Below are 25828 nucleotides of genomic sequence, written 5' to 3' on the forward strand. Positions count from 1 at the left end.
GTCTTCCTCCCAAGCAAACTGCCGTTGTTAATGGCTCATTCTAGCGGGGCAAGTGCCTGATCCATCACAGCGACAAGCCGGTCTCGCAGTGGTTCAGCTTTGTGCGCCAGCGTTCTTTGCCTCGAGACGTATTCGGCCTTGCCCTCAGGTGTTTCGATGGGCACGACGCCAAGTCCCCAATCACGGCAGTCATAAGGGGACGCCTCCATGTCAAGGATGCGCGCTTCAATCGCCAGATCCAGGCACTCAAGGAAAAGTTCGCCTGGAACCAGTGGTCCCAGCTTCCAGGCCCACTTATATAAATCCATTGTGACGTGTACGCAGCCTGCCTGGTCATTGTCGGGCTGCTCCTCACGATGCAGGACAGTGAGGTTAAGAGGCCGAGCGGGAGGGGTAAAGAACCGAAAGGCATCATAGTGAGAACACTTAATTGAGTGCTCATCGACAACCCGATTGGTCCCGTCCGCACCAAGCCGCAAGGGCAGCGAATGTCGCGGGGAATCCGTGTGGTAGACCATTGCCCATTCATGCAGACCGAAGCAGTCAAAGTGAGCGGGATTGGTAGCGGAACGCCGAAGCAGATTAGAGATATACCGAACCGAGTCACCACGACGGTCTAGAAAACTGGCTAAGTCGACGGTAACGCCGTCTGGGGTGGCGTGGTAATCCCGCCATTCAGCGTGCGGAGGAGTGCCTGCCAGCGCAGTTCCTACACCCGGGTGCCAGCGCTTTAGGTGAGAAGGGCGTACCGGGTAGTACTCAAAGAGAAAATCGAAAACAGGGTGGTAGCTGCCAGGATGCCGGAAGCGCTCCAAACGGTCGGTGGCTTGCCTTTCGTGTTCATGCTGTTGAGCACTCCATTCCTCAGGGCTCAAGATACGCATGAGAGTTAACCTCCTTGACTTAGCGGCGTCGGCGGCGGGCGACTTTGCCGCCTGAGCGACGGCGTTGGAAATTGGATTTCTTGACAGATTTCGCTGGTTTCTGGGGTACGGCCTGCCCGGGCGGGGGAAGGGCAGGGCCATTGGGCTTGCGAGCACCCGTAATCTCCTTAAGTACCGGCGCACCTGCAGGATTGTCACGGTGAGAAATATCGTGCTCCGTAGCTGTGACCCCGGCTTTCTTAATTAGAGCGTCTACTTCTTTGCGTTGTTCATCCATGACCAAAGTGATCACGGTACCCGCAGCACCGCCGCGTGCCGTGCGGCCGGCGCGATGGAGATAGGCTTTGTGCTCCGCGGGCGGGTCGACGTGAACAACGAGTGAAACGTCCGCAATATCGATGCCGCGGGCGGCAATATCGGTGGCGACCAAGACTGGGATGCTGCCATCGGCGAAGCCTTCGATTGCGCGGGTACGCGCGCCTTGGCCTTTATCGCCATGCAGCGGGTACGCGTTGATGCCAGCGCGCCGCAACTTCTTGACCTGCCTGTCCACGCCGTGCTTGGTGCGCATGAACATGATGGTTTTGCCTTGGCGGGCAGCAATGCGCAGCACCACCTCGTTGCGGGCGGGGCGCTCGCCGACGAAAAAGAGGTGATGGGACATGGAATCCACCGCAGCTTGCACTGGCGCAGTGGAGTGGGCTACCGGATCATGGAGGAATTGCTCCACCAGCTTGTTGACGTCGCCGTCAAGCGTCGCCGAAAACAGCAAGCGCTGGCCTTTAGCCGGAGTTAGGCGCAGCAGCTTGCGTACCTGGGGCAAAAAGCCCATATCGGCCATCTGGTCGGCTTCATCCAGCGCAGTGATCTGGACCGCATCCAAATGCAGCTTGCCCTGGTCAACTAGATCCTGGGCACGGCCAGGGGTCGCGACAAGAACATCAACGGGGCGGGCGAGGGAGCGGATATGGTGATTGATATTTACCCCGCCCACGACAGCGAGCACTCTTAAGCCCAGCGTTGCCGCAGGTTCATCAAGGCGCTGATAAATTTGAGTAGCCAACTCGCGGGTCGGGACAAGAATAAGCGCACGGGGATGAGCTGGCTTGGAAGCACCGGTTCTGGCAAGGCGGGCGAGTATGGGCAAGCCAAAGGTATAGGTCTTGCCCGACCCGGTAGGGCCGCGGCCGAGTACGTCTTTGCCTGCAAGGGCGTCGGGAATCGCGGCTCTTTGAATAGGAAACGGTTCGGTAATGCCTTGGTTGCGCAAAACGTGCACTAGGCGCTGGGGGAGGCCGAGATCGGCAAAGGTAGTCATCGCCTTCCCATCCTATCGGCAGCGAGTCGAATCGCCGCATTCGAATCAACACGCCTGCCAGAAAAGTGAAAGGGGCCCCGAAGGGCCCCAATCAAGTCAATGCGAACCTAGTCGGTCTGGGTCAGGCTGCGGTCACCGGACCACTCAATGTGGAAGGTGCCTGGCTTGTCGGTGCGCTTGAAGGTGTGGGCGCCGAAGAAATCGCGCTGGCCCTGAATGAGAGCGGCCGGCAGGCGCTCGGCACGCAGGCTGTCGTAGTAGGAGAGGGAGGACGCAAAGACCGGTGCCGGAAGTCCCAGCTGGGTAGCAGCGACGACCACGCGGCGCCACGGGTCGATGAGGTCTTCCAGCTCGCCCTTGAAGTAGGGGTCGAGAATGAGGGCGGGCAAGTCCGCATTATTATCGTAGGCTGCGCGGATGCGATCCAAGAACTTGGCGCGGATGATGCAGCCGCCGCGCCAGATGGTTGCTAGATCGCGCGGGTCAACGTCCCAACCGAATTCGTCGGACCCGGCCTTAATCTCGTCAAAGCCCTGGGAGTAGGCAATGAGCTTGGCGGCATAGAGCGCGCGGCGCACATCCTCGATGAATTCTGCCTTGTCCACGTCCAGCGCCTTGATGGTGCCGGCGGGAAGCTGGCCTTCTTGAGCAGCGCTGCGCTGCGCGGTGGAGGAGGACAGAGCGCGGGCGAAGACGGATTCGGCAATACCGGTAATCGGAACGCCGAGCTCTAGGCCGTTGATGGCGGTCCAGCGGCCGGTGCCCTTCTGGCCGGCGGCGTCCACGATGACGTCGACAAGCGGGGCGCCAGTCTCCGGATCCTTTTGGGCCAGAACCTCGGCGGTGATTTCAATGAGGTAAGAATCGAGGTCGCCGGAGTTCCATTCGCGGAAAACCTCTGCGATTTCGGCCGGCTCCATGCCCGCGCCATAGCGCAGCAGCTGATAAGCCTCGCCGATGACCTGCATATCGGCGTACTCGATACCATTATGGACCATCTTGACAAAGTGGCCAGCGCCGTCCGCACCAATGTGCGTTACACACGGGGTGCCGTCCACATTCGCAGCGATGGACTCAAGAATCGGACCGAGGGTCTCCCACGATTCCTTGGGGCCGCCAGGCATGATGGCCGGACCGTTGAGCGCGCCCTCCTCGCCGCCGGAGATCCCGGCACCAACGAAGTGCTTGCCGCGGGCGGCTACGTCCTTCTCGCGGCGAATGGTGTCAGTGAACAAGGCATTGCCGCCGTCGATGATGATATCGCCCTCGTCCATGGCCTCGGCCAGCTGATCGATGACGGCATCGGTGGCCTTACCAGCCTTGACCATGATGATTGCCTTGCGCGGGCGCTCCAAAGAAGCCACAAAGTCCTCGATAGTTTCCGAGGGCACGAAGTTGCCTTCCTCGCCGTGAGCCTCAATGAGCGCATGGGTCTTTTCAGGGCTGCGGTTATATACCGCTACGGTATTGCCGTTGCGGGCAAAGTTACGGGCCAAATTAGAGCCCATGACCGCCAATCCCACGACGCCAATCTGAGCAAGTTCATTCTTATCAGTCATGCTGCCTATCCTACGTCACTAGGGCGCAGTGCTGGCATCAACGGTTAGGCTGGTGGACTATGTCGGATACGCAAAAACTCAATGACTTGCTCCACCTCGCGCACACGCGGGTGCTTAATGCAGAAGAACTGGAGTCTCTCAATGCCTTAAACGGCGGCCTAGCGGAATTGCTAGGGCTGCAGTTCACCCACGTGGGCCCGCGCGAGGCCCGTGCGAAATTGCAGGTGCTGCCGGAGCATCACCAACCCTGGGGAGTAGCCAACGGTGGGTTGTATTGCTCCATCGCAGAAACCGTGGCCTCCATTGCCAGCGTTGCGGCTGCCGACGCCCCCGCGGTCGGCGTCAATAACTCCAGCGACTTCATTCGCTCCACAGGTGAGGGCGAGTTAGAAGCCGTTGCTACGCCAGTCCAGCTAGGCGGCCGCACCCATGTGTGGAGCGTCGAGATGCGGCAAGGCCGCGAGCTGATCGCCCGCACCACCTTGCGCACTATGATTCTGCGCTAGTCCACCCGAGCGGCGGTAAAAGACATGCCGTGGGAGGACAGCCGCTCAAGATAGGGCTTGCCAAGCCCGGTGGCCGGGGTGAGTACGCCACCTGTACGGCCGGCATGAGAGCGCGAATCGAGCAAGCAAAGCGCAGCCTGGCTCAGCATCATTGCGGTGACTTCATAGCCTGGGTCGCCTTGTGCCGACACAGTTGCCCGCCAGCGTTCGCCATCTTCGGTAATGCCGTGGTGGCTGACCTGGAAATGTGCGCCCTTAGGGCCGGGTTTGGGCAGGATCTTTTCCACCAGCGGGCGCAGGCGCGATTGGGTGCCATCGAAAAGTATCTTGGTGGCGAGCGCCAGCCCATAGGCGCGGGCGCGCCCGGGAAGACCGGTGCCAGCCCACCATGCTTCCTTGTAAAACAGGCGTGCTCCCCACGCGCGCCCCAGCAGAGCGTTTGAGCGGCGCACCACGCGGGTATTGAACATGGACATGAAAAATGGTCCTACCCAGCCCACGCCGTCGACTTCTTTAATTTCAAAGTCTTTTTGTAGGCCGTCTAAGCGTGGCCCGGCCTTGGGATCCGGGTCCAGCGAGTAAGGATTGTGCAGGTTGCGGGCTACCTCTTTATCCGCGTGCGCAGCATGCGAGACCTGCAGGGAAGACTCGATGGTGCCCGGTGAGATTCCGCCTTTGAGCTTGTCGACGACCATCTGCACCCGTGCAAACGGCTTTCCTGCCGCCTGATAGAGATTAAGCATGCCCATATCCGAGGGCACGGAATCAAAGCCGCAGGAGTGAACGATGCGCGCACCCGTGGATTGGGCAGTGGCGTGGTGGGAGTCGATGCTGCGGCGAATAAAGGGAACCTCACCGCAGAGGTCAACGTAATCTACGCCATGGCGCGCGCAAGCGGCAACGACGTGGCCACCATACACGCTGTAGGGGCCGACCACGGTGATTAGCACCTTGGTACCTTCCACCATGCGCTCCACAGCGTCAGCATCATCGGCGGCGGCGATGGCGATGTCCCAGTGCGGATTGAGTTCATCGCGCAGCGCGGCGAGCATCGGTCGGTTCCGGCCGGCCAGAGTCACCGAGGGCGCGTTAATCGAGGCAAGGTAGCGCGCCACCAATTGGCCAACCAGCCCGGTAGCGCCGTAAACAGTGATATCGCTCATAGTGCACGAGCGTACCGGAGGGATTAGAGCCAGTGGTTCTTGCGGAACCAAGCCCACAGGCCCACGACGACCAAGATCATAATGATAATCGCCATGGGGTATCCCAGCGCCCAGTGCAGCTCCGGCATGATGTCGAAGTTCATACCGTAGATACCCGCCACCAGGGTAGGCGCGGCCCACATGCCAACGACCGCGGAAATAGTGCGCATATCCGAGTTCTGTTGCATCGTTACCTTGGCCACCGAGGCGTCGATAAGCGAGGTAAGGCGCTCATCGAAGCTGGATACTTGGTCCTTGACCACGAGCTCATGGTCGTTGACATCGCGCAGGTAGGAGCGCAATTGCTTGGAAATTAAATCCTTGTGGTCAGAGACCATGGATTTCAGTGCCACCGAGAGCGGGTCAATGGCATGCTTCATCTCCAGCACCTCACGCTTGAACATGTAGATGCGGTCTACATCAAATTTGAGGTTCGGGGTGAAGATTTCTTCTTCCAGCTCATCGACCTCGATGCTGATAAGACGGGAAATCTCCGAGTAGCGGTCCACCATCATATCCAGGATTTTCCAAGCCATGGCCACCGGGCCAAGCTCTACCAAGTCCTGCTCATCTTCTACCGTATAAGCCAGGTTGGGCAGCTTTGCGCCGTGGCGCACGGTGATGATGAAGTTGGAGCCCATGATCATCTGGATCTCACCGGTGGAAATGATCTGGCGCTTATCCGTGACCTCATCATGATCGCGGTAGTTCACGGATCGTGCGACAACGAAGAGCTGATCATCGTAGCGCTCGAGTTTCGGGCGTTGATGGGCCATAACGGCGTCTTCCACGATAAGTTCGTGGATGCCAAACTGAGAGGCCACCTTGGTCATCTGGGACTCATAGGGCTCATGCAGGCCCACCCAAATAAATCCGCGGCCGTATTCCTCAATGGCTTCCAGCGCGGAGCTGGTGGAATACTCCCCGGGAAGCGCCTCGCCATCCACAAAGACGCGGCAATGTTCGATGGCTCGCTCCGGTGGTACCGGCAGGGAAGTGGGCTTACTAGGAGGCTCGGGTTTCTTGCGGCCCCTAAAGGGTGAAGGTACGGATGGCATCTTTTCAGCCTCCTTTGCGCGGTAGTGCGGGTATTTTCCCAATGGGCAGGCGGCGATTTTACGCAGCGGGTAAATCTTACACCGAAGCCGGGTAATATAATCGAATCTATGCCTACGTGGAAAGAAGTAACCGAAGCTAATCCCGAGCACTCCCATAACTTTGCTCGCAAATGGAAGGTGCTTGCCGCACAGGGTAAGGACATCAACGGCGAGGCCCGGCTTATCGACGCCATGGTGGAGCGCAACTCCACCATCCTCGATGCCGGCTGTGGCACCGGCCGCGTGGGCGGCGAGCTGCTTCGCCGTGGCCACAGCGTTGTGGGCGTCGACGTTGACCCCATTCTCATCGAGCACGCTGAGCACGATTTCCCAGAGGGGCAATGGTTCGTGGGAGATCTGTGCGAGGAAGAGGTGCCAGAAGGCCCCTTTGATATCGCCGTATCCGCAGGCAATGTCATGGGCTTTCTAGCCAAGGACGGCCGCGAGCCCGCACTGCGCAATATCTATAATTCCCTCAAGCCCGGTGGTCGCCTCGTCACCGGCTTTGGCGAGGGCCGTGGGTGGGAATTTGCTGATTTCCTCGACATGGCGCAGAAGGTGGGCTACCGAGTCGACTTCACTTTCTCCTCGTGGGACATGAAGCTCTTCTCGGAGCATTCCACCTTCTTGGTCGCCGTCCTTTCGCGACCCGGCTCAGACCTGCTGGCCTAAAAGCGCCTATCGGCTTGGTCGAAGAAATCGACCTCATGGTGGCTGGCGGTGATATAGGCGCGCTCGGCACGCAGGCGGGTGCGTTCATCCGCCCCGGCGAGAGCTTGTTCGACGATCTCGAGGCTCGCGCGAACCCCGTTGAGGAAGTCCTCACCGCCATACATGGAGAGCCATGAGTGATAGGGGTGTTCGGGGGAATCAAATTCTGCGAGGTGGAGGCCTACTTCTGCATATAGCCAGTAGCAGGGCAGTACCGCCGCAGCGCCCACCACGTAGTCATCCGTGTGCGTCGAACGGATCAGGAAATCCGTATAGGCGCTAGTTACCCGGGAGGCTGCGGTCGTGATATCGCTCTTGAGCCAGCCGCGGTGCAGCTCCGCCTCCACCGCCAGGCAATCATGCGCTCCCTCAGCCCAGTGCAGCTGCTGTGCCGCTTCTGGGGCTTGGCTGGCGAGGCGAGCCAACGCCTTGGAGTAGGCATTCAAATACTGAGCATCTTGGTCGAGGTAGAAGCCAAAGGCATCTTTCTCCAGCGCTCCCGTGCCCAAGGCCCGAATAAAGGGCAGCGCTTTGATCGCCTCCCAGTGATCCCCGGCTAGGTTCCACAGACGTTGCGTGTGCGGACCAGCCGCGGGAACGCGGGGCTGATCGACGTTTTCCGGTTCTTCCAAACCGCCGGATAGGTAAGGCTGGGGCAGGGTAGAGGCCGCCTGCATGAGACGCTGCGAGCGGTGCAGGTGGTCCACGGGTCCGTGTCCCTTGCCCACGTGAAGCGCATCCGCATTAGCAATTGCCTCATGCAGCCACTGGGTGGACCAAACCAGAGCTGCGGCGGGGTTATCGCCGGCTCCCAGGCGCGTGGCTAGGGCAGAGGAAAGGGAACAGCCAGTACCATGCGTATTCTTCGTGTCCACACGGCTGGAAGCAACGCGGTGCACAGCCCCATCCGCATTAACCACCGCATTGTCGGCGATGTCGGCATCGAGGTGCCCGCCCTTGACGACGACCGCGGTACCAGCACCCTTCGCCCATTCCTTCGCCGTGGCAATGGCCTGCTCAAGATCGCTTGCCTCGTCCGTCTGGGTAAGGACTGCCAATTCCTTCAAGTTGGGAGTGATGAGGTCCACCTGGGAGCAGAGATCGCGCACGGCCTGTTCTGCGTCGTTTTCCAGCAGACGATCTCCACTGGTAGCCACCATGACCGGATCAAGTACCACGGGAACATCGTCCGGCAGGCGGCGCAGGAAGTCTGCGACCTTGGCGGTAATGGCGGCGTCGGCAAGCATGCCAATCTTTACCGCATCAACCTCCACATCGTCGATGACGGAGTCTAGCTGCTCCTGCAGAAAGTCCACCGGTGGTACGTGGACGCTGCGGACCCCCTGGGTGTTTTGAGCCACCAACGCAGTCACCACGCTCATTCCGTAGCCGCCTGCGGCAGAGATGGATTTCAGATCGGCCTGAATTCCTGCTCCGCCGGTGGGATCGGTTCCGGCAATGGACAGTACTCGGGGATAGATGCCTTTAGCCATGGAAAGCCTCCTTAAGGTGGGCGGCAGCTGCTGCGGGGTCCTCGGCCGCCATAATGTCGCTGACTACGCAAATTCCGGCAAACTCGCTGCCCGCCAGCTCGTGCGCATTATGGGTCTTGATTCCGCCGATGGCGACGGACTCGATGCCACGCTCACGTGCGGCGTGGGCGAGTGCTGCGGCCGCAGCCGTACCCATGCCGGCCGGGGCGTTTTTCTTCGTTGCGGTCGAATGCACGGGCCCGATGCCGATGACATCCGGCAGTGCATCGTCCGCAATAGCAGCAAGCTCGTCGCTACTGCCGATGGATAAGCCAATAAGCTGGCCCTCACCCAGCTTCTCCCGGGCCTCGCGAAAAGCCATATCATCCTGCCCAATGTGCAGGTGGCAGCCGAGTTTTGCGGCCACCTCCACGCGGTCATTGATAAATAGCGGGACATTGCCCAGTACGCCCAGCAGCTCACGGGCCGTGCGCTCAATCTGTTCATCGCTAGCTTCCTTGTCCCGGAGTTGGACGACGCTAACGCCGCCGCGTACAGCCTCCTGCACGATGGAGACCACGTTGTCTCGCCCGCCAGCTAGATCTGGATCGGTGACCAGGTAGAGAGTCCAGTCAATAGACACTTAAACCTCCTCGACGTCAGTGAGCTTGACCAGGCCCTCGATGTCCGCCGTTGGGACATCGTAGAGCGCATCCAGCCAAGCGACGGCAAAGGAGCCGGGGGCGTGGTGTTTTTCGGCGGCCACGCTACCTGCCGCGCCAACGTGTGCGTGGGCGGCGATGGTCGCTTCGAAAGGATCCTCCCACGCTGCCAGATATGCGGCACAGATAGCACCAAGCGAACAGCCTGTACCGATGACGTTTTGGAGCATCGGGTGCCCCGATTCGAGGTAGACGGCACGAGTTATATCGCCGACATGGACGATAAGGTCCCGCGGGCCGGAAATGGCCACGACGGCGCCGGTATCCCGGGAAAGTGCTACTGCCGAATCTAGGGCGGCTTCCACGCCATCGGTAGATTCGACGCCACGGCCGCCCTGCCCAGTACCTGCGAGGGCGATGATTTCTGAGGCGTTGCCACGAATTGCGCCCGGGCCGAGTGGCAGCACCTCGTGCATGAATTCGGTGCGGTGGTTCAGTCCACCGGCGCCTACCGGATCGAGTACCCAGGGGGTGTGGGCGGAGTTCGCCCCAGCGATAGCCTCGCGCATGCCGCCGTATTGCTCTGAGCTGGGCGTGCCGCAATTGATGAGTACGCCGCTGGCTACCTGGGCGAATTCGCGCGATTCCTCCGGCGTATCGACCATCGCCGGGCTAGCCCCGATGGCCAGCAGGGCATTGGCGGTGACGTTGCTGACGACCTTATTGGTCAAACATTGAATAAGCGGCGTGGACTCGCGCACAGCGTCGTGTGCGCGCAGAAAAGCATAATCCACAACTATCCCTTCGCTAGTTCTAACTGAGTGCAGGTTCGATGGGTATTTCTCAGCCGCACCGCGTGCGGCACCCCATGTTGCGTGTCTCAGCCTAACAAAGGTCACGGAAACTATGTGCGAAAATCGGCGTTCGGTCGCCACAGTAGTGGTATCGCCGGCGCTAGCAACAGGTAGCCAGGGAAAATAAAAATCGCCGCCCAGAGCCTGCTTTCCAGCAGGTGGGGCGGCGATGCGAGCGAGGAGGTATTACTTCTCGTTCTTGTTAATGATATTGCGTGCGATGCGCTGCTGGGTGGTGATCTCCAGGTTGCCGCGATCGCGGGAAAGGATATTGGTTGCCCAGTTGACCAGCACGGCCAAGCGGCTGCGCAGACCAATGACGTAGGTCAGGTGCAGGCCGAGCCATGCTACCCAACCGGCAAAGCCGCCGAACTCGGTCTTGCCCAGCTTAACGACGGCGTTGAAGCGCTTGACGATGGCCATGGAGCCCTTGTCGAAGTAGTCGAAAGCCTCCTTCTCGTTTGCGGTAGATTCCTCGTCCACCTTGGCCTGGATGAGCTTTGCGACGTGCGCGCCGCCCTGGATAGCAACCTGTGCCAGGCCAGGCAGGCGGTTGAGGGAGATCATGTCACCGATCATGTAGACGTTATTGTGCTCGCCTACGGTCAGGTCCTCGTTCACGGAGACACGATCTGCGCGGTCTGCCTCGACACCAGCCTGCTCTGCAACCATCTTGCCCAGTGGGGAAGCGGCCACACCAGCGGACCAGATCTTGGTAGCACCAGTCAGGGTGGCCTCTTCCTCGGTCTTCATGTCCTTGTAGGTGACGGTATCTGCGGTTACATCAGTCACCATGGCGTTGAGGTGAACCTGTACGCCTTCCTTTTCCAAGGTGCGCTGCGCCTTGCGGCCCAGGCGCTTGCCAAATGGTGGCAGTACCTGTGGGGCGCCATCGAGCAGGTAGATCTTGGCGGAGGTAGTGCCGTAGTTGGAGTAGACATCGTTGAGGGTACGGTTTGCCAATTCGGCAATCTGGCCGGTGAGCTCAACGCCGGTTGGGCCGGCACCAACGATGATGAAAGTGAGCAGGCGCTCGCGTTCTGCGGGGTCGTCAGTAAGCTCAGCCTTTTCAAAGGCCGAGATGATGCGAGAACGCAGCTCCAGGGCATCGTCCAAGGTCTTCATGCCGGGGGCGAACTCGGCGAAGTGGTCGTTGCCAAAGTAGGACTGACCGGAACCCGCGGCGACAACCAGGGAGTCATAAGCATAGGTGCGGGAGAACTCGTCCTGCTCGGCGGTCACCGTCTGGTCCGCCAGATTGATATCAGTTACCTCAGCGTTGACGAAGTGGACGTTGTCCTGATCGCGCAGCAGCTGGCGGGTGGAAGGGGCAACCTCACCGGCGGAAATCATGCCGGTTGCTACCTGGTACAGCATCGGCTGGAACAGGTGGTGGTTCTTCTTATCGATGAGGGTGATTTCCACATCGGCGTTCTTCAGCTTCTGAACGGTGTTGAGACCACCGAAGCCGGCGCCAACCACGACGACGTGGTGGCGGCCACCGTTGGGGCGATAAGGGGTATCAGTCATGGATTTAATGCGACCTTCCTTAAGAAAGCTAATGTTTTGTACCTGTACAGTCTAAACACTTCAAACAGAACGCGCATACTTAATGACTGATAAACTTCCGCCCCTGCGTTGCGGATTCCGTGGGAAGAACCGGCGCGGCTGTGCGGAGCGCCTAAACCGGGGTGCGCACAAAGCTGACTAAGGTTGTTCCGGATAGTGACTTCCTCCGCCCACCAAGGAGCGCACCTGGCATTATGTCTTTTACCCGCCCTGAGTATTTGAGCTCTATCGATGCAGAATCCTGGCCCAATGTGGCTACGGTTCCCGCATCTCGTTGGCCTGGAATGAAAGCCCGCCGGGCAGAGGCTGAATTTGCCAAGGCCTGCGATGATGCCGGTCTAGAACTGGACCTCGAAGCCGAAGATGGACCAGATCTCAAGGTGGGGCATGATGCCTTGTTTGAGCGCATTGCCGCTAGCGGTTGGTTGGGATTTGCGGAAAGCTACATGGCAGGAGAGTGGACCGTCACTTCCTCCTCGCAGCTGGTAAAGGTGCTCGGCCGCCTATTGGGAGCAGGCTACCTCCCCAAGTCCAAAATGCTTGGTGCTGGTAAGTCGGAGCCAGGGGAGCTGCCACTGGAATTGGTTCGGCTCTATGCCGGCGATGGATTAAGCCATGTAGGTGGGATTTTTTCCAGTGGCGTACCGACCACCATTAGGGAAACGGTGGAAAGCTATAGCCCCAAGGCCGGCCGCAAGGAGCCGAAGAGCCACTTCGTCGATGTCACGACGCTGAGTGAGCCCACGAGTGTGGACAGGGATGACCTGGGAGATGCGCAGCGCCGCGCAGCGGATTGGCTGCTTGACGGCACCCGCACCGGCGCCGGAACCCACCTGTTGGTGTACCCGGCTGCCGGAATGCAGCCAGCGATGCGGGCGACTAAGCGACGCGCTACGGTGGACGTTTTGACCAGTGATGTGGACCAAATGAGCCACATGCGCGAGGCCCTCGTACTAGAGGGGGCAGACGATTCCATCCATGTCGAGCGCATTCCCGGTGTCGTCCCGAACCCTAAGCAATGGCACGGGCACTATGACGCAATCGTCACTGTAGAAAAGGTAGAACAACTCAGCGCCAGCGAGCGCAAAGAATATATCCGCGCAGTCGATCGGTTTTTGACGCCTAATGGGCGGGCGGGAATCCAGTCCATCGTGGCGACCGAGTCGATGACGGAGGCCGGTAAGGCCTCGCTTCAGGCATTGCGAGCCTATGTGTGGCCGGGGTTGGACTATCCGCGCACCACGGAGATGCACCAGCTAGTGGATAAGAACTCTAACCTGCGCATCGTGTCCGAAACACACGTAGGCACCCATTACTTGGAATCCCTGCGTCAGCAGCGATCCTTTTTTGACGGGCACCTGCGAGAAGCAGCGGCCGCTGGGTTCGACCCAGTCTTCCGTCGCTTATGGACCTTCCAATTTGCCCTCCGTGAGGCCCTTATGACGCTCGGGATGATTGACTCGGTGCAATTTGGGTTGGCTCACCGCAACCGCGGGGGCCGGCGTTAGGCGGCCGGCCGTAAGGCGGGCGGCCCTTAGGCCGGCGGCAGCTCGTTGAAGTTCTTCATCAGATCCGCACTGGGCACAAAGAAGTTGGTGCCAGTAAGCGCGGTGGAGAAGTCCAAGATACGGTCGTAGTTTCCCTCCGGCTTGCCAATGAACATATTGCGCAGGCGTTCCATGACGTTTTCGGGGTCCTTGGCATAGCCGATGAAGTAAGTGCCCATCTCACCCGCGGCGAAAGGGCCGAAGACCATGTTCTCACGGTAAATATCTTCCTCTAGGTCATTGAGGGCGACGTGCGAGTTAGTGGGCTTGGTATCGTCATCCAACTCGATATCGTCGGCCTTGGTGCGGCCGATGACCTTTTCTTGCTCCTCGGTGCTCAGCTCGTTCCACTTGGCCAGGTCGTGGATATATTTTTGGACGGTGACGTAGGAGCCACGAGGGTAGTCGGCGTTGTCGCCAAGCAGCACGGTATCTAAGGCCTCTTCGGCGAGGGGATTGGCGGTGCCATCCACAAAGCCTAGTAAATCGCGCTGGTCCAAGTACTTAAAGCCGTGGGTCTCATCGATAACCCTGGCGGCATCGCCCAGCTGATCCAGTACCTGGCGGGCCATCTCATGGCACAGGTCATAGGTATTCGCACGGAAGTGGAGAAGAATATCGCCCGGCGTGGCCGGGGCCTTATGCGCGGCATCGATTGCCTCAAATTCCTTCAGGCGTTCCGGCATAGGCGCGCTGGTCAAACGCGGCCACATGGAAGCACCAATGCCGACTACGGTATAAAGCTCGCCTTCGTTGTAGCGGAAGTTAACGGACTTAAACAGTCCGGCAAACCCCGTGAGCATATCGCGAGTGGCCTGCTCGCCACCGTCCTTGATTTCAAGGACGAGGAAGAGAGCTGCGCGGGAAGGCTTATCTACTACGTGCTGAATCGTCATGTTGTCGATTCTACGCACCCTGTGGAGATGAGGTACGTTCGCCGGCTTGGAATCGCTCCTGATAGAGACCTGCTTGGCCGTTATATGCGCTAGTGTGCATTTTGGTTGAAAACTAACCGATAGCCGGGTGAGAAGATGTGGACATGGATACGAAGAAGTAGAAGAAAAGGAACCGCGCGGCTCTTCGTATTGTTTGCGCGGAATGACGATTCATATGATGAGTCTTTTGCAGGAGTTGCGCTGACGCGCGCTCAAGAAAAAGCGATGGGACAATGTGTAGACCGCTCAGGGGTAACCTGTTGGACTGAAGAGGCACACCTGCGTGGGTGGAAAGGTCCACTGGATGTAGAACACCATCCGGAAGTGGTTTATATCGTATTTAGCGGTGGACACGCGCAGGGATCGGATCCGTCGAACGCTGAATTCGATCCAGAGCTTAAGGCCGCATGTGCTACGAGAGGCCTAGCCGAGAAAGAAGTCATCCGCCGTATGAGAAATGACGAGAGCCCAATTGTCGTGAAGGAATGGCACATCTGGGAAGCTTCATTCGGGCGCGTGTTGTCAGGAGCGAACGACAGAAGCGAGGTGCAGGTATCGATGTATGGAGTCAGGAGCTAAAAGGGGGAATGCCACCCCTGGTTAAAATGACATAATGTACATTATCGGACAATTACAGATATCCGGAGGCTATCGTGCGTCGTCTCCATAAGCGCTCGAGTGCTAACACATCTTCCCGGCCCATCTATTGGTTTCCGGTTCAGCTCCCTTAACCCTCCACGCAACGCTACGACGCTTTGCTTGGCGACGCCCCGCGGTCCTTGCCGCACCATCCGTCGTCCGCCAGACTCTGGCGCAGGTATCGATTCCGGCTGTAGCTTATTGGAGCTCGGATTTGCGGCGGCCGGGCCCATCTATATTTCGGGAGTTCTTCATTCCGGGATCAACCTTTGGCGGCGGTGTTTCGCTCGGCGACCGAAAAACCTAATGTTGGGCGAAAATACGCCCTACTGGCGGGACCAACTACACCACTATATAACGTCACACTGACGTTATTGGAGGAGGTTTCCCCAAAACCGTGAAGGTCTAATTAGCGATTCCGGTAAGCGCTCCACAGCTGCCAGATAGTCAACAGCGCCAAAAGAACCGAGATGGCCACAATGACCCACATCTGTTGAACGGCTACGAAAATGGTAAAGCCGATGACGACGACGAGGCGCAGCCACATAAACGGGATGATCTGGCGGGAATTCACAGGCTAAGCCCTCGCTAGTTCTTCTCGAAGGAAATGCGGAGATTTACCTCGCCGTTTTCCTCGACCTTCGCGGCCAGCATCTCCGGGGTCTCCACGCCATAATCAAGTCGATCAACTGGCACGGTGCCGCCGATGACGATCTGATCTCCATCGCGAAGAACGTCGAAGTCTTGGGAAATCTCGTGCGTTTCATCCTTGATAGTCAGGTCTCCGGTGAGCTTGACTGTGCCAATGGTGCCGTCATCCGGGACGTCGGCAAGCGAGGCTGGCTTGGTGAGCTCAAAGGATGCCTCTGGGAAAAGCTGGGTCTCAAAGAGCTTGGACTTCATGTTCTGATCGCGGACTTTCTTATCCGTGGTCAGCTCGTCCATATCGACGGTGACCGTGGCGGTTTTCAGGGTGGAATCAGAAATATCCGCCTGGCCGGTTACCTCCGTGGTTGAACCCGATGTGGTGGTCTTTTCCGCAGGTAGAACCTCATTAAAGGTAAAACCAACCGAGGTATGGTTATTGGCACGGCCCTTGGCTACCTCCCAGGTGCCATCGAGCTCCGTTGATGCGGCCTTTGCGCCGTCGGCGGAAACTGGTTCGGTCTTTACTCCGGCGCCCTTGAGGAGCGAATACACCATCGGGCCAATGGCCACGGCGGTGAGCAACACAATCAGCACCACAAAGATGGTGATGACGAGCTTGCGGTTATAAAAAAGCTTTTTCATCTTCTATCGAAGTCCTTCTAGGCGTCGCGCCAGGGCAACAAGCTCTTCGCACAAACCTGCAAGCTCCTGCGCACTAGCGCCTTCCTCCGCGGCGGTATTGATATCTTCTGCGGAACAACGTAGTTCAAAAAGTCCGTCGCGCAAACTCTCTGCCTTTTCTGGAGTGAGGATCACGGCATTGGCGGGAATCCCCGTGCCACTGACGTTATTTCTTTGCTCATAAGCACGCTGCTTACAGGAGGCGCTGCAAAACTTCCGTGGCCGTCCCCTACCGCCTTGGTCAATGTCCTTCCCACACCATTGGCAGGAACCGACGTTGCGTTCACGACTAGCTGTACGGATCACCCGATACACTTTAGTTCATTTTGGGCGGGCTGGGAACAAAGACGCGTGGGTGTTCGTTATAATTGGTAGCTCTTAGGCGAAGTTTTGCTTCGCACTCAATCAGGGATCTCTTTGAAAAGGATGATGTTGCATGGCAGATCGCGTACTCCGTGGCAGCCGTATGGGCGCAGTCAGCTACGAAACCGACCGCGACCACGACCTCGCACCGCGCCAGATGGTGAAGTACCGCACCGAAGACGGCGAGATTTATGAGGTGCCTTTCGCGGATGATGCTGAAATCCCTGAAGAATGGATGTGCAAGAACGGCAAGCTGGGCCACCTGGTAGAAGGTGAAGGCGTTGAGTCTAAGCCCGCTAAGCCACCACGCACCCACTGGGATATGCTGCGTGAGCGCCGCTCCATCGAGGAGCTCGATGAGCTGCTTGAAGAGCGCATTAACCACCTGCGCTCCCGCCGCCGTTCCGCAGCTCGCCTCTTGAAGGAACAGCAGGAGCAGCAGCAAAAGAACTCTTAAAGTTCTGCGGCAGCAAAAAGGCCCGTACCTCCCTAGTCTGACTAAGGGACGGTACGGGCCTTATGCGTTGCGGTGGCGCCTACTTCTTGAGCTGCGCAATCTGGTGCTTTGCCAGATGGCCAATCTCGCTGGCGAAGTCAGAAACCCAGCCGGCACCCTTGCGGGCCTTAACGTTTAGGTCATGAATGGAGCCGTCCTTGACTTCACGGTTGACCAACTTGGATACGGCGCCGCCAAAATCCTGCAGCTGCTCAGCGCGATGAGCAACGCCCCACTTGGTTACCTCGAGCAAGGAATCCTTCACGAAGGAACCATCCAGCTTGGACTCGCCATATTCGCGCTCGGTGAAGGTAATGGGAACCTCCCGAACGTCGAAGCCAGCCTTTACGGCACGGAAGGCCAGATCAACCTGGAAGATGTAACCGGCCTTGGATAGCTCATCAAAGTCGATGGACTCGAGCAGCTCGCGGCGGAACGCACGGTAACCAGCGGTCATATCGGACAGGCCAGCGCCCAGCGCTACGGAGATGTAGATATTGCCCAAGCGGGACAGGTACTCACGAGAAGCCGGCCAGTTGACGGTCTCGCCACCCGGGATATAACGGGAGCCGATAACTAGGTCCGCGCCCTTGTCCACCTCTTCCAACAACAGGTGAAGCTGTTCCGGCGCATGGGAGCCGTCTGCATCCATCTCACACAGCACCTGGTAGTCGCGCTCCAAGCCCCACTCAAAGCCGGCGATATAAGCGCCTAGCAGGCCGCCTTTGCCCTCGCGGTGGAGAACGTGGATGTGGTCATCCTGTGCTGCAAACTCATCGGCCTTGTCACCAGTTCCATCGGGAGAGTTATCGTCCACGATGAGGATATGGACCTCTGGGACGGCCTCACGGACGCGTCCAGTAATGAGAGGAAGATTTTCGATCTCGTTATAGGTCGGGATGATGACCAAGGTCGAGGATTCAAGCGTGCTCACAGTGTTTATGCTCCTACGTATGTATCTGTGCCGGAGCGGCGCGGGGTGCGTCGCAGGCGGTTTGTGCGCAAAGCTACCAGTGCGCAGACTGTTCCAATAATAACCATGAGCCATTGCAGGGGCGAACCAAACCTGACGGAAAAGGTCTCTCCGCTACGCAAGGGCAACTGTTCTACCAATGCCTCCGGCGTGAAAATCTCCGTGGACTGGCTAACGTGTCCATCCGGGTGAACAATGGCGGATACGCCGGAAGTCGCCGCCACCACCACGGCTCGGTCCGTCTCCATGGCGCGCAATCGGCTCATGGCCAATTGCTGGTAGGTCATATCGGAATAGCCAAAGGTGGCGTTATTGGTGGGAGTGGTCAGCAGTTGTGCGCCATTTTTCACCGACTCGCTAAAGGCGTTATCGAAGGAGACCTCGTAGCACGTTGCCACGCCTACCGGCACTCCCGCCATGGAGACAACGCCTGGGCCGTCGCCGGGTTTGAAGTCACCGGCCAAATTCACATAGTCAGAAAACTTGGCAAAGAAATCCCGCATGGGCATGGTTTCACCGAAGGGCTGCAGGTACTTCTTGTAGTGATGGTCTCCCACCGTATGTCCGGGAGCGAAGACCTGCATGGTGTTGCGTGCTCCCACCTCATCCCGTGTAGCGGTGCCAACCAATACAGGTGCGTCTATCGCATCGACGGCGCCGCTGATCGCCGAGGCTGCCTTGCCGTCACGGAATGGGTTAATATCAGAGGAGTTTTCGGGCCAGATGACTAGGTCAATGTCTTTTTCGCGTGCGGCCAGCTTTTTTGTTTCGGCTACGTGGTTGTTGAGGACCGCTTGGCGTTGCCCGGCAAAATCTAGGCCCATGCGAGGTACATTTCCCTGGATAGCGGCAACCTTTGCTTCCCCGACAGTGGAATCGTCTCGGTTGATGCCAAAGCCTGCCACCGCTGCACTTCCGAGGGGAAGGATAGCCGCCAAGAGAGCGATACCCTTAGTCTTCCACCCGCGTTGAATCAGCAGCGCAGCGAGGCCGCAGCCGCACAGAACCGTGGCTGCGGTAATGAGCGAGGTTCCACCCCACGGAGCCAGGTTGGCCAGCGGTCCGTCGATTTGTCCCCAAGCCAATTTCACCCAAGAAAAACCGCCGAAAGGTACCGAAGAACGCAACACCTCCACCGCGAGGTAGAAGAACGGGAAGGCAATAAAACCGTATTTCCACCGCGCTACTGCCGCGCCGCCAAGGCCCAGCACAATGGCGTATACCGAAAGCCATATAGCCAAAGCGATGTATGGACCGCTGCCCACCAGCTCGCCGATCCAAGGCAGTGTGAGCAGATACAGCACGAGCGAATGTGTTACTGCAAGAAGCGCGCCCACACGGGCGGAAACGTGCCTAGTTCCCCACGGCAGCATGCTCGCGTACAGCAAGCCCACGCCCACAACGGCAGCCCACCACCAGCCACGGGGCTCGATGGCGGCATACGTGAGCAGACCGGAAAGGCCCGCCACAACAAGGCGGGCAAGAATCAGCATCACTAGCTCTTTCCGCCCTTGGACTCGCCACCGGAGGGTCCGAAGTCATCTGGATCCAGGTTCTCGCTCCAACGGCGGATCTCTTCCTCATCCAACACTTCATGCGGGCCAGCATCCTGCGTGCTGGGGTGCCCACTTTGTGTTGCTTGGCCACGACCAAAGGAACCAAAGTCGCCATAAGAGTCGTGCTGCTGTGCCATTGGGGTGGCCTCGTAGATCTTAACGCCCATGTTTTCGATCTTGCGGTACAAGGAGGCCGCCATCATCGTGCGGAAAATGGCGCGGGTCGGCGAGAAGATAAAGAGGGCTCCGAGGATCGTCGTCAAGAAGCCCGGCAAAGAAAGCAACATGCCGCCTACCAAGGTAAGGCCCACATTGCTGGCAGTCTTGCCCACATTGCCGCCGCGCACGACGTATGTACCGTCCCCTGTGCGTTCGACCTGCTTTCCCATCAAGCGGCGCACTTCAATGCCAGCGATGGACATTCCGAAGAACATGGTGACAAAAAGTGCGATAAGCGCCCAGCCAACACCGATCCATTGAGAGACGGCCCAGAAGGTCAGGGTCTCTGCGACCATGTAGAGAGCAAAATACATAAACGGCATGGCCTCAGTCTAACGAGGCAGACTGATAAAGTGCTGGCAACACTCATGCGCGAAGCTGCAGCCGTGGCAGGTTAGACTAGTGCGCATGTTTACTCCTGCGCTTTTTGAAGACCCCCAGTACGGCACGTGCATCCGCATCCACGTTGCCGGCGGCAGCACCCACGCCCAGGATTGGGTCACTTTGGCGCAGTGCGCGAGTGCTTGTGCGGATGGGTATGTCTACATCGACCGGTTCTCCGCAATCGAGCTTCGCGGGATCAAAGACGTGGAAGCACTCAATAAGCAGCTCCAGGAATTGCAATTGCGCGCCACGCCGATGCCGGTGCTGGCTTCGCCTTTGTCGGCGGAGGCCAAGCACACGGCCCAGGATATCGCGGCTGAGCTGGGAGCGGCGGAAGGCGGTCCCGGGATTGCCGTTATCGCCCACGACGACGTACCAACCGGCGCGGCCGCAGTCAGCCTTAGCATCGACGAGGACGGAGCCCTGCGCCTTGAGCGTTCCCCGCTTGACGACGCCCCCTCTGCCCCACTGACTCCACAGGCTGCTGCCCAGCACTATGAGAAGGTGCTCCAGCACGCGGATTCCGCTGAGCACAAGTCTTCCGCCTTGGCAGAACCCGGACCCATTGGCTGGTTAGATGATCATTTGCCTGCGGGCGTAGTTGACCTCGGCGCGGGCGTGCACCGCGGCGCCATCCCTGCCGAGTTTGCGCACCTTATCGGCCAGTTAGAGGTAGACATCACCGTCACCCCGTGGGGCGGATTAGTCTTTCACAATATTGCCGAGGGCGACGCCGAAGTGGTACTGCGAGTACTCGCCCCACGCGGTTTTATCTTCGATATCAACTCTCCCCTGCTGCGCGCAGATTAAAAGAACTCAGGATCTAGCGCGGCATGTGCCGCCATATTGGGCGCGGTACAAGCCGCATGACCCACGCGAGGCCCTGGAGGGCCCGAGGAATCCACACGGTGCGCGAACGCGGCTTACCGCGCCGTGCATCGCGGTCAATGCAGCCGACAACTGCCTCGGCCACATCTGCTGGTCGTACAGAAAGCGGCGCTGGCTTCATTCCTTCCGTCATGCTGCCGATGACAAAGCCAGGACGCGCGGTAATAAGGGCTACCTGGCTGCCGTGCAGCTTGTCCGCCAGCCCCTGACAAAAGGCATCAAGACCGGCCTTGGTAGATCCGTACACGTAGTTTGCCCGGCGGGCCCGCCAGCCTGCTATCGAGGAAAAGGCGACGATATGGCCGCGGTGCATGCGCTGGGAAACCAGCGTAAGCAGTGAAATCTGCGCGGCATAATCGATTGTGGCGATGTCGACCGCGTGGGAAGCATCGCGTTCTGCCCGCTGCTGATCGCCCAAGATGCCAAAGGCGACGACTGCAAGCTCAAGGGGACCTGCCAGCTCTATGGCGCGATCGACAACCCCGGGGTGAGACGGAAAATCTGCGGCGTCGAAATCAAGCAGATGGACGCTGCGCGCACCCGCCGCCCGGAGCCGGCCTTCCACGCCTTCCATTCCGTGGGTGCCTCGAGCGGCGAGCACAATATCTTGGCCTGGGGCTACTCGCCTAGCGATTTCTCCGCCAATGTCGCTACGGCCACCCAGAATCAGTACGCCAGCCATTAACGGACGTCACGCGGAGCTTGGTTCAGGGACTCGTAGCCATCGTTGGTCAGCACCACGATGTCTTCCAAACGCATACCCCACTTGCCTTCCAAGTAGATACCCGGCTCAATGGAAAAGGCCATGCCCTCTTCCAAGGCGAGATCGTTGCCTTCCATGATGAAAGGCTCTTCGTGCGTGGACAGGCCGATGCCATGTCCAGTGCGGTGGACAAAGTAGTCGCCCCAGCCTGCTGCCGAGATCGCCTTGCGGGTGATGGCATCGATGTCTGCGGCGGTGCTGCCGGGGTGGGCTGCGGCGCGGGCGGCAGCTTGGGCGTCGGCAAGCACGGCATAGGCATCCTGGAAATCCCGCGGAGCCTTGGAAATATCCCCGCCCACTACGTAGGTGCGGGTGCAATCGGAGTGGTAGCCGGAAGGCAGAGTGCCTCCGATATCGACAACGACTGGCTCGCCCTCAGCCAACTCGCGATCCGAAAAGCTATGGTGCGGGTTGGCACCGTTGGGACCTGAGCCGACGATGACGAAATCGATAACAGAGTGCTCCTGCAGGATGAGCTTTTCGAGTTCGTGGGCCACCTCGGCCTCGGTGCGGCCGGCCTGCAAAAGCTGCGGTACCTGCGCGTGGACTGCGTCGATGGCATGGCCAGCCTTGCGCAGCTCAGCAATCTCAGCCTCATCCTTGCGGGTAAAGAGTTCGGCCAGTGCGTAAGTGGCCAGTTCATAGCTGGCGTGTGGAAGCAGATCTTGGAAACGCAGCACGTGGTCTGCCGTTAGCGACTGTCCCAGCGCTACCTTGCCTAGTCCGTCGCCTGCGCCACGCAGTGCAAGCTCATAAGGATTTTCTCCGTCATTCCAGCCACGCAACTCTACATCCAGCTCACCTACTGGAGCAGCCTTGATATCGGTGATATCGGTATTAGGCGCGGCAATCCATGCATTGCCCCGCTGCGGCACAACCAAGACCGTCAGGCGTTCGTGGGAAGAAACCCAGGAGCCGGTGAGGTAGGCAAAGTCTGGTCCCGTGCCAATGAGGAGCAGATCGATGCCCTTGTCTGCAGCTGCCTTTTGGGCGGCGTGCAGACGCTGGGCGTAGACATCAGCGGAAAAAGTCTGAGTATCAGTCATGCCCCAGAGTCTACTCGTCCGCGCCGCGGATATTAGGCGCCAATGGCTACGACACCGCGCTGAATCGCGTCAATGGCCCGGCGGGCGTTGCGCTGAATTTCGCCGTCGTACCCCGTTTTAGCCACTTGTTGCAGCAGGTCGATGACTTGGCGGCACCAACGGACAAAATCACCCGGGGTGAGCTCGGCGCCGGCTTCATTGGCCGCAGCCATGCAGTAGCCCAACGGCGCCCCGGCCGCCCATTGGTGTACCGCCAAAGCGAATCCGGCCTCTGGTTCACGGGTGGGCGGCAGCCGGTGGCGCTGCTCATCAGCGGTAAGTTCGGTGTACACGCGCCACGTGGCATTCATAGCGTCAGCCATGCGCTCGGTGGCTGCTTCCGGTTGCCCACTGGTGGCCTTGCGGTTTTCGAAACAGCACAGGGAGGCAACGCCTGCAAGCTCAGCGGGATCGAGTTCATCCCAAATTCCGCGCTTGAGGCATTGGGCGACGAGCAGATCGGATTCGCTGTGAATTTTGGCAAGGCGCTCGCCTTCCTCCGTGATCACTGGCGTGCGATCGGCACCGACCCCGGTGAACTCTACGTAGTCCATCTCTGCGAGCAGGTCCACAACGCGCTCGAAGGTGCGACCCAAAGTATCCGTAGCTTTGTTGACCTTGGATTGCAGCTTGTCCCGATCACGCTCGCGCCGTGCAAGCTTTTGTGCCAGGCCCGCCAGCTGTTCGCGGTCAGTAGCCGGCCAATCGTGAGCTGGATGAGCACGCAGTGCGTCGCGCAACTGACCTACCCGCTTATTTGGCCGAGCGCGGGTGTGCGACTTCATGCGCTTGGGCCGGTCGAAGTGTTCGCGGTGCAAGACATCTTGCACATATCGGGTATTGCGGCGCGGATTCTTGCGCACCGGCTTGGGGATCTTGATGCTACCGACTTGGATCGGTGGGTTATTGATTCCGGCTGCATCGATACGTCCCGACCACCCGGACTCAGTGGTAATCCACGGGCGGGGATCCGCGGTTTGGTTAGCGGGAGTAACAACCGCGGCGAGAATTGGACGCTTCTTGCCGGGCATGGCAATAACATCGCCCAGCTGCAGGCGCCCCAGTACCGCGATAACCTCTTGGTTTCGTTGATTGGCACTATCGATTTTTGATTGCTTTTCCTCCGCTGTGAGCTCGCGGCGCAGGCGGACATAGTCCATGAGAACCTCGGCGGGATCTTCCCCGTCTTTAGCAGGTGGTGCAAGCGACGCCACGGCATCATCGAGCTGGTTGCGCAGTTCTCGCACGCGATGCTCGGCGCGTTCAATCTCGCGCGTTTCCTCCACGACGGAGCCATCGGCTTGGAACTGTGCGAAGGACTTTTCCAAAAGGCGGAGAGATTCCTCGAAACCAAGCATGCCCAGCAAATTGATCGCCATATTGTAGCCGGGTGCAAAAGTGGAAATGAGAGGATACGTACGGGTAGAAGCAAGGCCAGCTACTTGACGCGGATCCATGGCGGGTGCCCATTGCACAACTGCATTGCCCAATGTATCGATGCCACGGCGTCCTGCCCGGCCAGTCAGCTGCGTGTACTGGCCTGGGGTGAGATCGACGTGCGCCTCACCATTGAACTTAATGAGCTTTTCTAGCACCACAGTGCGCGCCGGCATATTTATGCCGAGTGCGAGCGTTTCAGTGGCAAACACGGCACGGACGAGGCCGCGTACGAATAGGTCTTCCACGATATGCCGGAAGGCGGGCAGCATACCTGCGTGGTGCGCGGCAAAGCCGCGGGACAGGGCTTCGCGCCAGCGCTTAAAGTCTAGGACCTGCAGATCTTCTTCAGGGATACCTTCCACACCCGCATCGACAATGTCCTTGATGTCCTGTGCTTCCTCTTGGGAGGTAAGCACCATGCGGCTGCGCAGGCACTGATAGAGAGCGCCATCGCAGCCTGCACGGGAGAAGATGAAGGTGATCGCCGGAAGCATGTCCTGCGATTGCAATACCTTCAATACCTCTGGGCGGCCCAAGGGGCGATAGCGATCCTGCTGCCGGGCGGCGCCGGAGCGTCCCCTTCCCTTACCGTGGAATTCGCTGCGTCCGCCGCCCTTGTGACGCGCACGCGCACGAAAGCCCTTGCCAGACTTATAGTCCGCGCGACCATCATCGGTATCGCCAGCTTCCAGGCGCTGGATCCTACGCTCTAGCTCAGCGTTGACCTGGCCGCCAGATTCTGGCTCGAAGAGCGGATAAATCTTGCGCCCCAACATCATCCACTGGTCGAGAGGAACTGGGCGGTGTTCGGAGACAATGACGGTGGTATCGCCGCGCACCGTAGAAAGCCAATCGCCGAATTCTTCCGAATTGGACACTGTGGCAGATAGGCCGATGATGGAGACATGATCCGCGAGGTTGAGGATGACCTCTTCCCATACCGCGCCGCGCGATGCATCGGCCAAAAAGTGGATCTCATCCATGACCACGTGGGTCAAGCGATCGAGGGCCGCGGATTCTGCGTAAATCATATTGCGCAGCACCTCTGTGGTCATGACGACGATCTCTGCATCAGAGTTGATCGATACGTCACCGGTGAGCAGGCCTACGGCTTCTTCACCATGCTCTTCCACCAAGTCGTGGTACTTCTGGTTGCTCAAGGCTTTAATCGGCGTTGTATAAAAACACTTGGTTCCTCGGCTCAGCGCCAAAGAGACAGCAAATTCGCCCACGATGGTTTTGCCGGCGCCAGTCGGCGCGCAGACCAGTACGCCGTGACCGTCCTCTACGGCCTGGCAGCCCTTTACCTGGAACTCATCCAACGGGTATGGCAGGGCTGCGGTAAAAGAATCCAGATGAGTTTCAGTCATGACTCCC

24 protein-coding genes are annotated in these 25828 nt (G+C 59.0%); 5 read left to right on the forward strand and 19 right to left on the reverse strand.

Features of this window, described 5'->3' with window-relative positions; genetic code table 11:
- Positions 1–35 precede the first annotated feature (35 nt).
- The 3 genes from QP884_RS05665 to gndA all read right to left on the reverse strand — a co-directional run bounded on the left by QP884_RS05665 (position 36) and on the right by gndA (position 3761).
- Positions 36–884: a 3-methyladenine DNA glycosylase gene (locus tag QP884_RS05665; RefSeq protein WP_284821203.1), complete on the reverse strand. Its 849-nt coding sequence runs from the start codon at positions 882–884 to the stop codon at positions 36–38.
- 19 nt (positions 885–903) lie between these two features.
- Positions 904–2202, reverse strand: a complete 1299-nt coding sequence (locus QP884_RS05670; RefSeq protein WP_284821204.1) for a DEAD/DEAH box helicase — start codon at positions 2200–2202, stop codon at positions 904–906.
- A gap of 107 nt (positions 2203–2309) precedes the next feature.
- Positions 2310–3761 (reverse strand): NADP-dependent phosphogluconate dehydrogenase, encoded by a 1452-nt coding sequence (gene gndA / locus QP884_RS05675; protein ID WP_284821205.1) that lies wholly within the window; start codon positions 3759–3761, stop codon positions 2310–2312.
- A 59-nt stretch (positions 3762–3820) separates the two neighbouring features.
- Between gndA and QP884_RS05680 the strand changes: the two genes are divergently transcribed.
- A complete protein-coding gene (locus QP884_RS05680) occupies positions 3821–4267 on the forward strand; it encodes a PaaI family thioesterase (RefSeq protein ID WP_005324747.1) in 447 nt (148 codons plus the stop codon).
- Here QP884_RS05680 and QP884_RS05685 read toward each other — a convergent pair.
- Together QP884_RS05685 and QP884_RS05690 are read right to left on the reverse strand one after the other, a co-directional pair.
- Entirely contained in the window at positions 4264–5430 is a 1167-nt protein-coding gene (locus tag QP884_RS05685) for a saccharopine dehydrogenase family protein (protein WP_284821206.1), read from the reverse strand. The genes QP884_RS05680 and QP884_RS05685 overlap by 4 nt on opposite strands.
- 23 nt (positions 5431–5453) lie before the next feature.
- The gene (locus QP884_RS05690) at positions 5454–6527 is read right to left on the reverse strand and encodes a magnesium and cobalt transport protein CorA (protein WP_284821207.1); all 1074 of its coding nucleotides are present in this window, start codon (positions 6525–6527) and stop codon (positions 5454–5456) included.
- A gap of 108 nt (positions 6528–6635) precedes the next feature.
- Between QP884_RS05690 and QP884_RS05695 the strand changes: the two genes are divergently transcribed.
- Complete coding sequence (locus QP884_RS05695; protein WP_200436133.1) at positions 6636–7238, forward strand: class I SAM-dependent methyltransferase; 603 nt, start codon at positions 6636–6638, stop codon at positions 7236–7238.
- Here the strand turns inward: QP884_RS05695 and QP884_RS05700 are convergent.
- From QP884_RS05700 to QP884_RS05715, 4 genes are all read right to left on the reverse strand, one after another.
- Positions 7235–8770 (reverse strand): bifunctional hydroxymethylpyrimidine kinase/phosphomethylpyrimidine kinase, encoded by a 1536-nt coding sequence (locus tag QP884_RS05700; RefSeq protein ID WP_284821208.1) that lies wholly within the window; start codon positions 8768–8770, stop codon positions 7235–7237. The two genes, QP884_RS05695 and QP884_RS05700, sit on opposite strands and share 4 nt — an antisense overlap.
- Positions 8763–9392, reverse strand: a complete 630-nt coding sequence (thiE, locus tag QP884_RS05705) for a thiamine phosphate synthase (protein ID WP_284821209.1) — start codon at positions 9390–9392, stop codon at positions 8763–8765. Before thiE ends, QP884_RS05700 begins: the two co-directional genes overlap by 8 nt.
- Entirely contained in the window at positions 9393–10205 is an 813-nt protein-coding gene (thiM, locus tag QP884_RS05710; protein WP_284821210.1) for a hydroxyethylthiazole kinase, read from the reverse strand. It lies immediately after the preceding gene.
- Positions 10206–10451: 246 nt separating this feature from the next.
- A complete protein-coding gene (locus QP884_RS05715) occupies positions 10452–11795 on the reverse strand; it encodes an NAD(P)/FAD-dependent oxidoreductase (protein ID WP_284821212.1) in 1344 nt (447 codons plus the stop codon).
- A 233-nt stretch (positions 11796–12028) separates the two neighbouring features.
- Between QP884_RS05715 and QP884_RS05720 the strand changes: the two genes are divergently transcribed.
- The gene (locus tag QP884_RS05720) at positions 12029–13342 is read left to right on the forward strand and encodes a class I SAM-dependent methyltransferase (protein WP_284821213.1); all 1314 of its coding nucleotides are present in this window, start codon (positions 12029–12031) and stop codon (positions 13340–13342) included.
- 26 nt (positions 13343–13368) lie between these two features.
- Here QP884_RS05720 and QP884_RS05725 read toward each other — a convergent pair whose 3' ends face one another.
- The 4 genes from QP884_RS05725 to QP884_RS05740 form a co-directional block, all read right to left on the reverse strand.
- Positions 13369–14277, reverse strand: coding sequence for a Dyp-type peroxidase (locus QP884_RS05725; protein ID WP_284821214.1), 909 nt, complete (start codon positions 14275–14277; stop codon positions 13369–13371).
- A 1087-nt stretch (positions 14278–15364) separates the two neighbouring features.
- On the reverse strand, positions 15365–15529 hold the full coding sequence (locus QP884_RS05730) for a hypothetical protein (protein ID WP_239229809.1): 165 nt from the start codon (positions 15527–15529) through the stop codon (positions 15365–15367).
- 14 nt (positions 15530–15543) lie between these two features.
- A complete protein-coding gene (locus tag QP884_RS05735; RefSeq protein WP_284821215.1) occupies positions 15544–16245 on the reverse strand; it encodes a YceI family protein in 702 nt (233 codons plus the stop codon).
- A 3-nt stretch (positions 16246–16248) separates the two neighbouring features.
- Positions 16249–16590 carry a hypothetical protein gene (locus QP884_RS05740; protein WP_034655353.1) on the reverse strand — a complete coding sequence of 114 codons (342 nt, stop codon included), beginning with the start codon at positions 16588–16590 and terminating at the stop codon, positions 16249–16251.
- 130 nt (positions 16591–16720) lie between these two features.
- On the opposite strand from QP884_RS05740, the gene QP884_RS05745 reads away from it, so the two are divergent.
- Positions 16721–17104: an RNA polymerase-binding protein RbpA gene (locus tag QP884_RS05745; RefSeq protein ID WP_023021567.1), complete on the forward strand. Its 384-nt coding sequence runs from the start codon at positions 16721–16723 to the stop codon at positions 17102–17104.
- 79 nt (positions 17105–17183) lie between these two features.
- Here the strand turns inward: QP884_RS05745 and QP884_RS05750 are convergent, their stop codons facing one another.
- Genes QP884_RS05750 through QP884_RS05760 form a run of 3 tightly spaced genes read right to left on the reverse strand, consistent with a single transcriptional unit; the run spans position 17184 to position 20214 of the window.
- A complete protein-coding gene (locus QP884_RS05750) occupies positions 17184–18077 on the reverse strand; it encodes a polyprenol monophosphomannose synthase (protein WP_284821216.1) in 894 nt (297 codons plus the stop codon).
- A gap of 5 nt (positions 18078–18082) precedes the next feature.
- Complete coding sequence (gene lnt / locus QP884_RS05755; protein WP_434736450.1) at positions 18083–19609, reverse strand: apolipoprotein N-acyltransferase; 1527 nt, start codon at positions 19607–19609, stop codon at positions 18083–18085.
- 2 nt (positions 19610–19611) lie between these two features.
- Entirely contained in the window at positions 19612–20214 is a 603-nt protein-coding gene (locus QP884_RS05760) for an FxsA family protein (protein ID WP_284821218.1), read from the reverse strand.
- Positions 20215–20299: 85 nt separating this feature from the next.
- Between QP884_RS05760 and QP884_RS05765 the strand changes: the two genes are divergently transcribed.
- Entirely contained in the window at positions 20300–21085 is a 786-nt protein-coding gene (locus QP884_RS05765; RefSeq protein ID WP_284821220.1) for a precorrin-3B synthase, read from the forward strand.
- Between the two features lie 13 nt (positions 21086–21098).
- Here QP884_RS05765 and QP884_RS05770 read toward each other — a convergent pair whose 3' ends face one another.
- Genes QP884_RS05770 through QP884_RS05780 form a run of 3 tightly spaced genes read right to left on the reverse strand, consistent with a single transcriptional unit; the run spans position 21099 to position 25821 of the window.
- Entirely contained in the window at positions 21099–21845 is a 747-nt protein-coding gene (locus tag QP884_RS05770; protein WP_284821222.1) for an SDR family oxidoreductase, read from the reverse strand.
- Positions 21845–22972 carry a M24 family metallopeptidase gene (locus tag QP884_RS05775; RefSeq protein WP_284821224.1) on the reverse strand — a complete coding sequence of 376 codons (1128 nt, stop codon included), beginning with the start codon at positions 22970–22972 and terminating at the stop codon, positions 21845–21847. Before QP884_RS05775 ends, QP884_RS05770 begins: the two co-directional genes overlap by 1 nt.
- Before the next feature lie 32 nt (positions 22973–23004).
- A complete protein-coding gene (locus tag QP884_RS05780; RefSeq protein ID WP_284821226.1) occupies positions 23005–25821 on the reverse strand; it encodes a DEAD/DEAH box helicase in 2817 nt (938 codons plus the stop codon).
- Between the last annotated feature and the right edge of the window lie 7 nt (positions 25822–25828).

This window comes from Corynebacterium tuberculostearicum (assembly GCF_030229345.1).
Classification (GTDB): domain Bacteria; phylum Actinomycetota; class Actinomycetes; order Mycobacteriales; family Mycobacteriaceae; genus Corynebacterium; species Corynebacterium tuberculostearicum_G.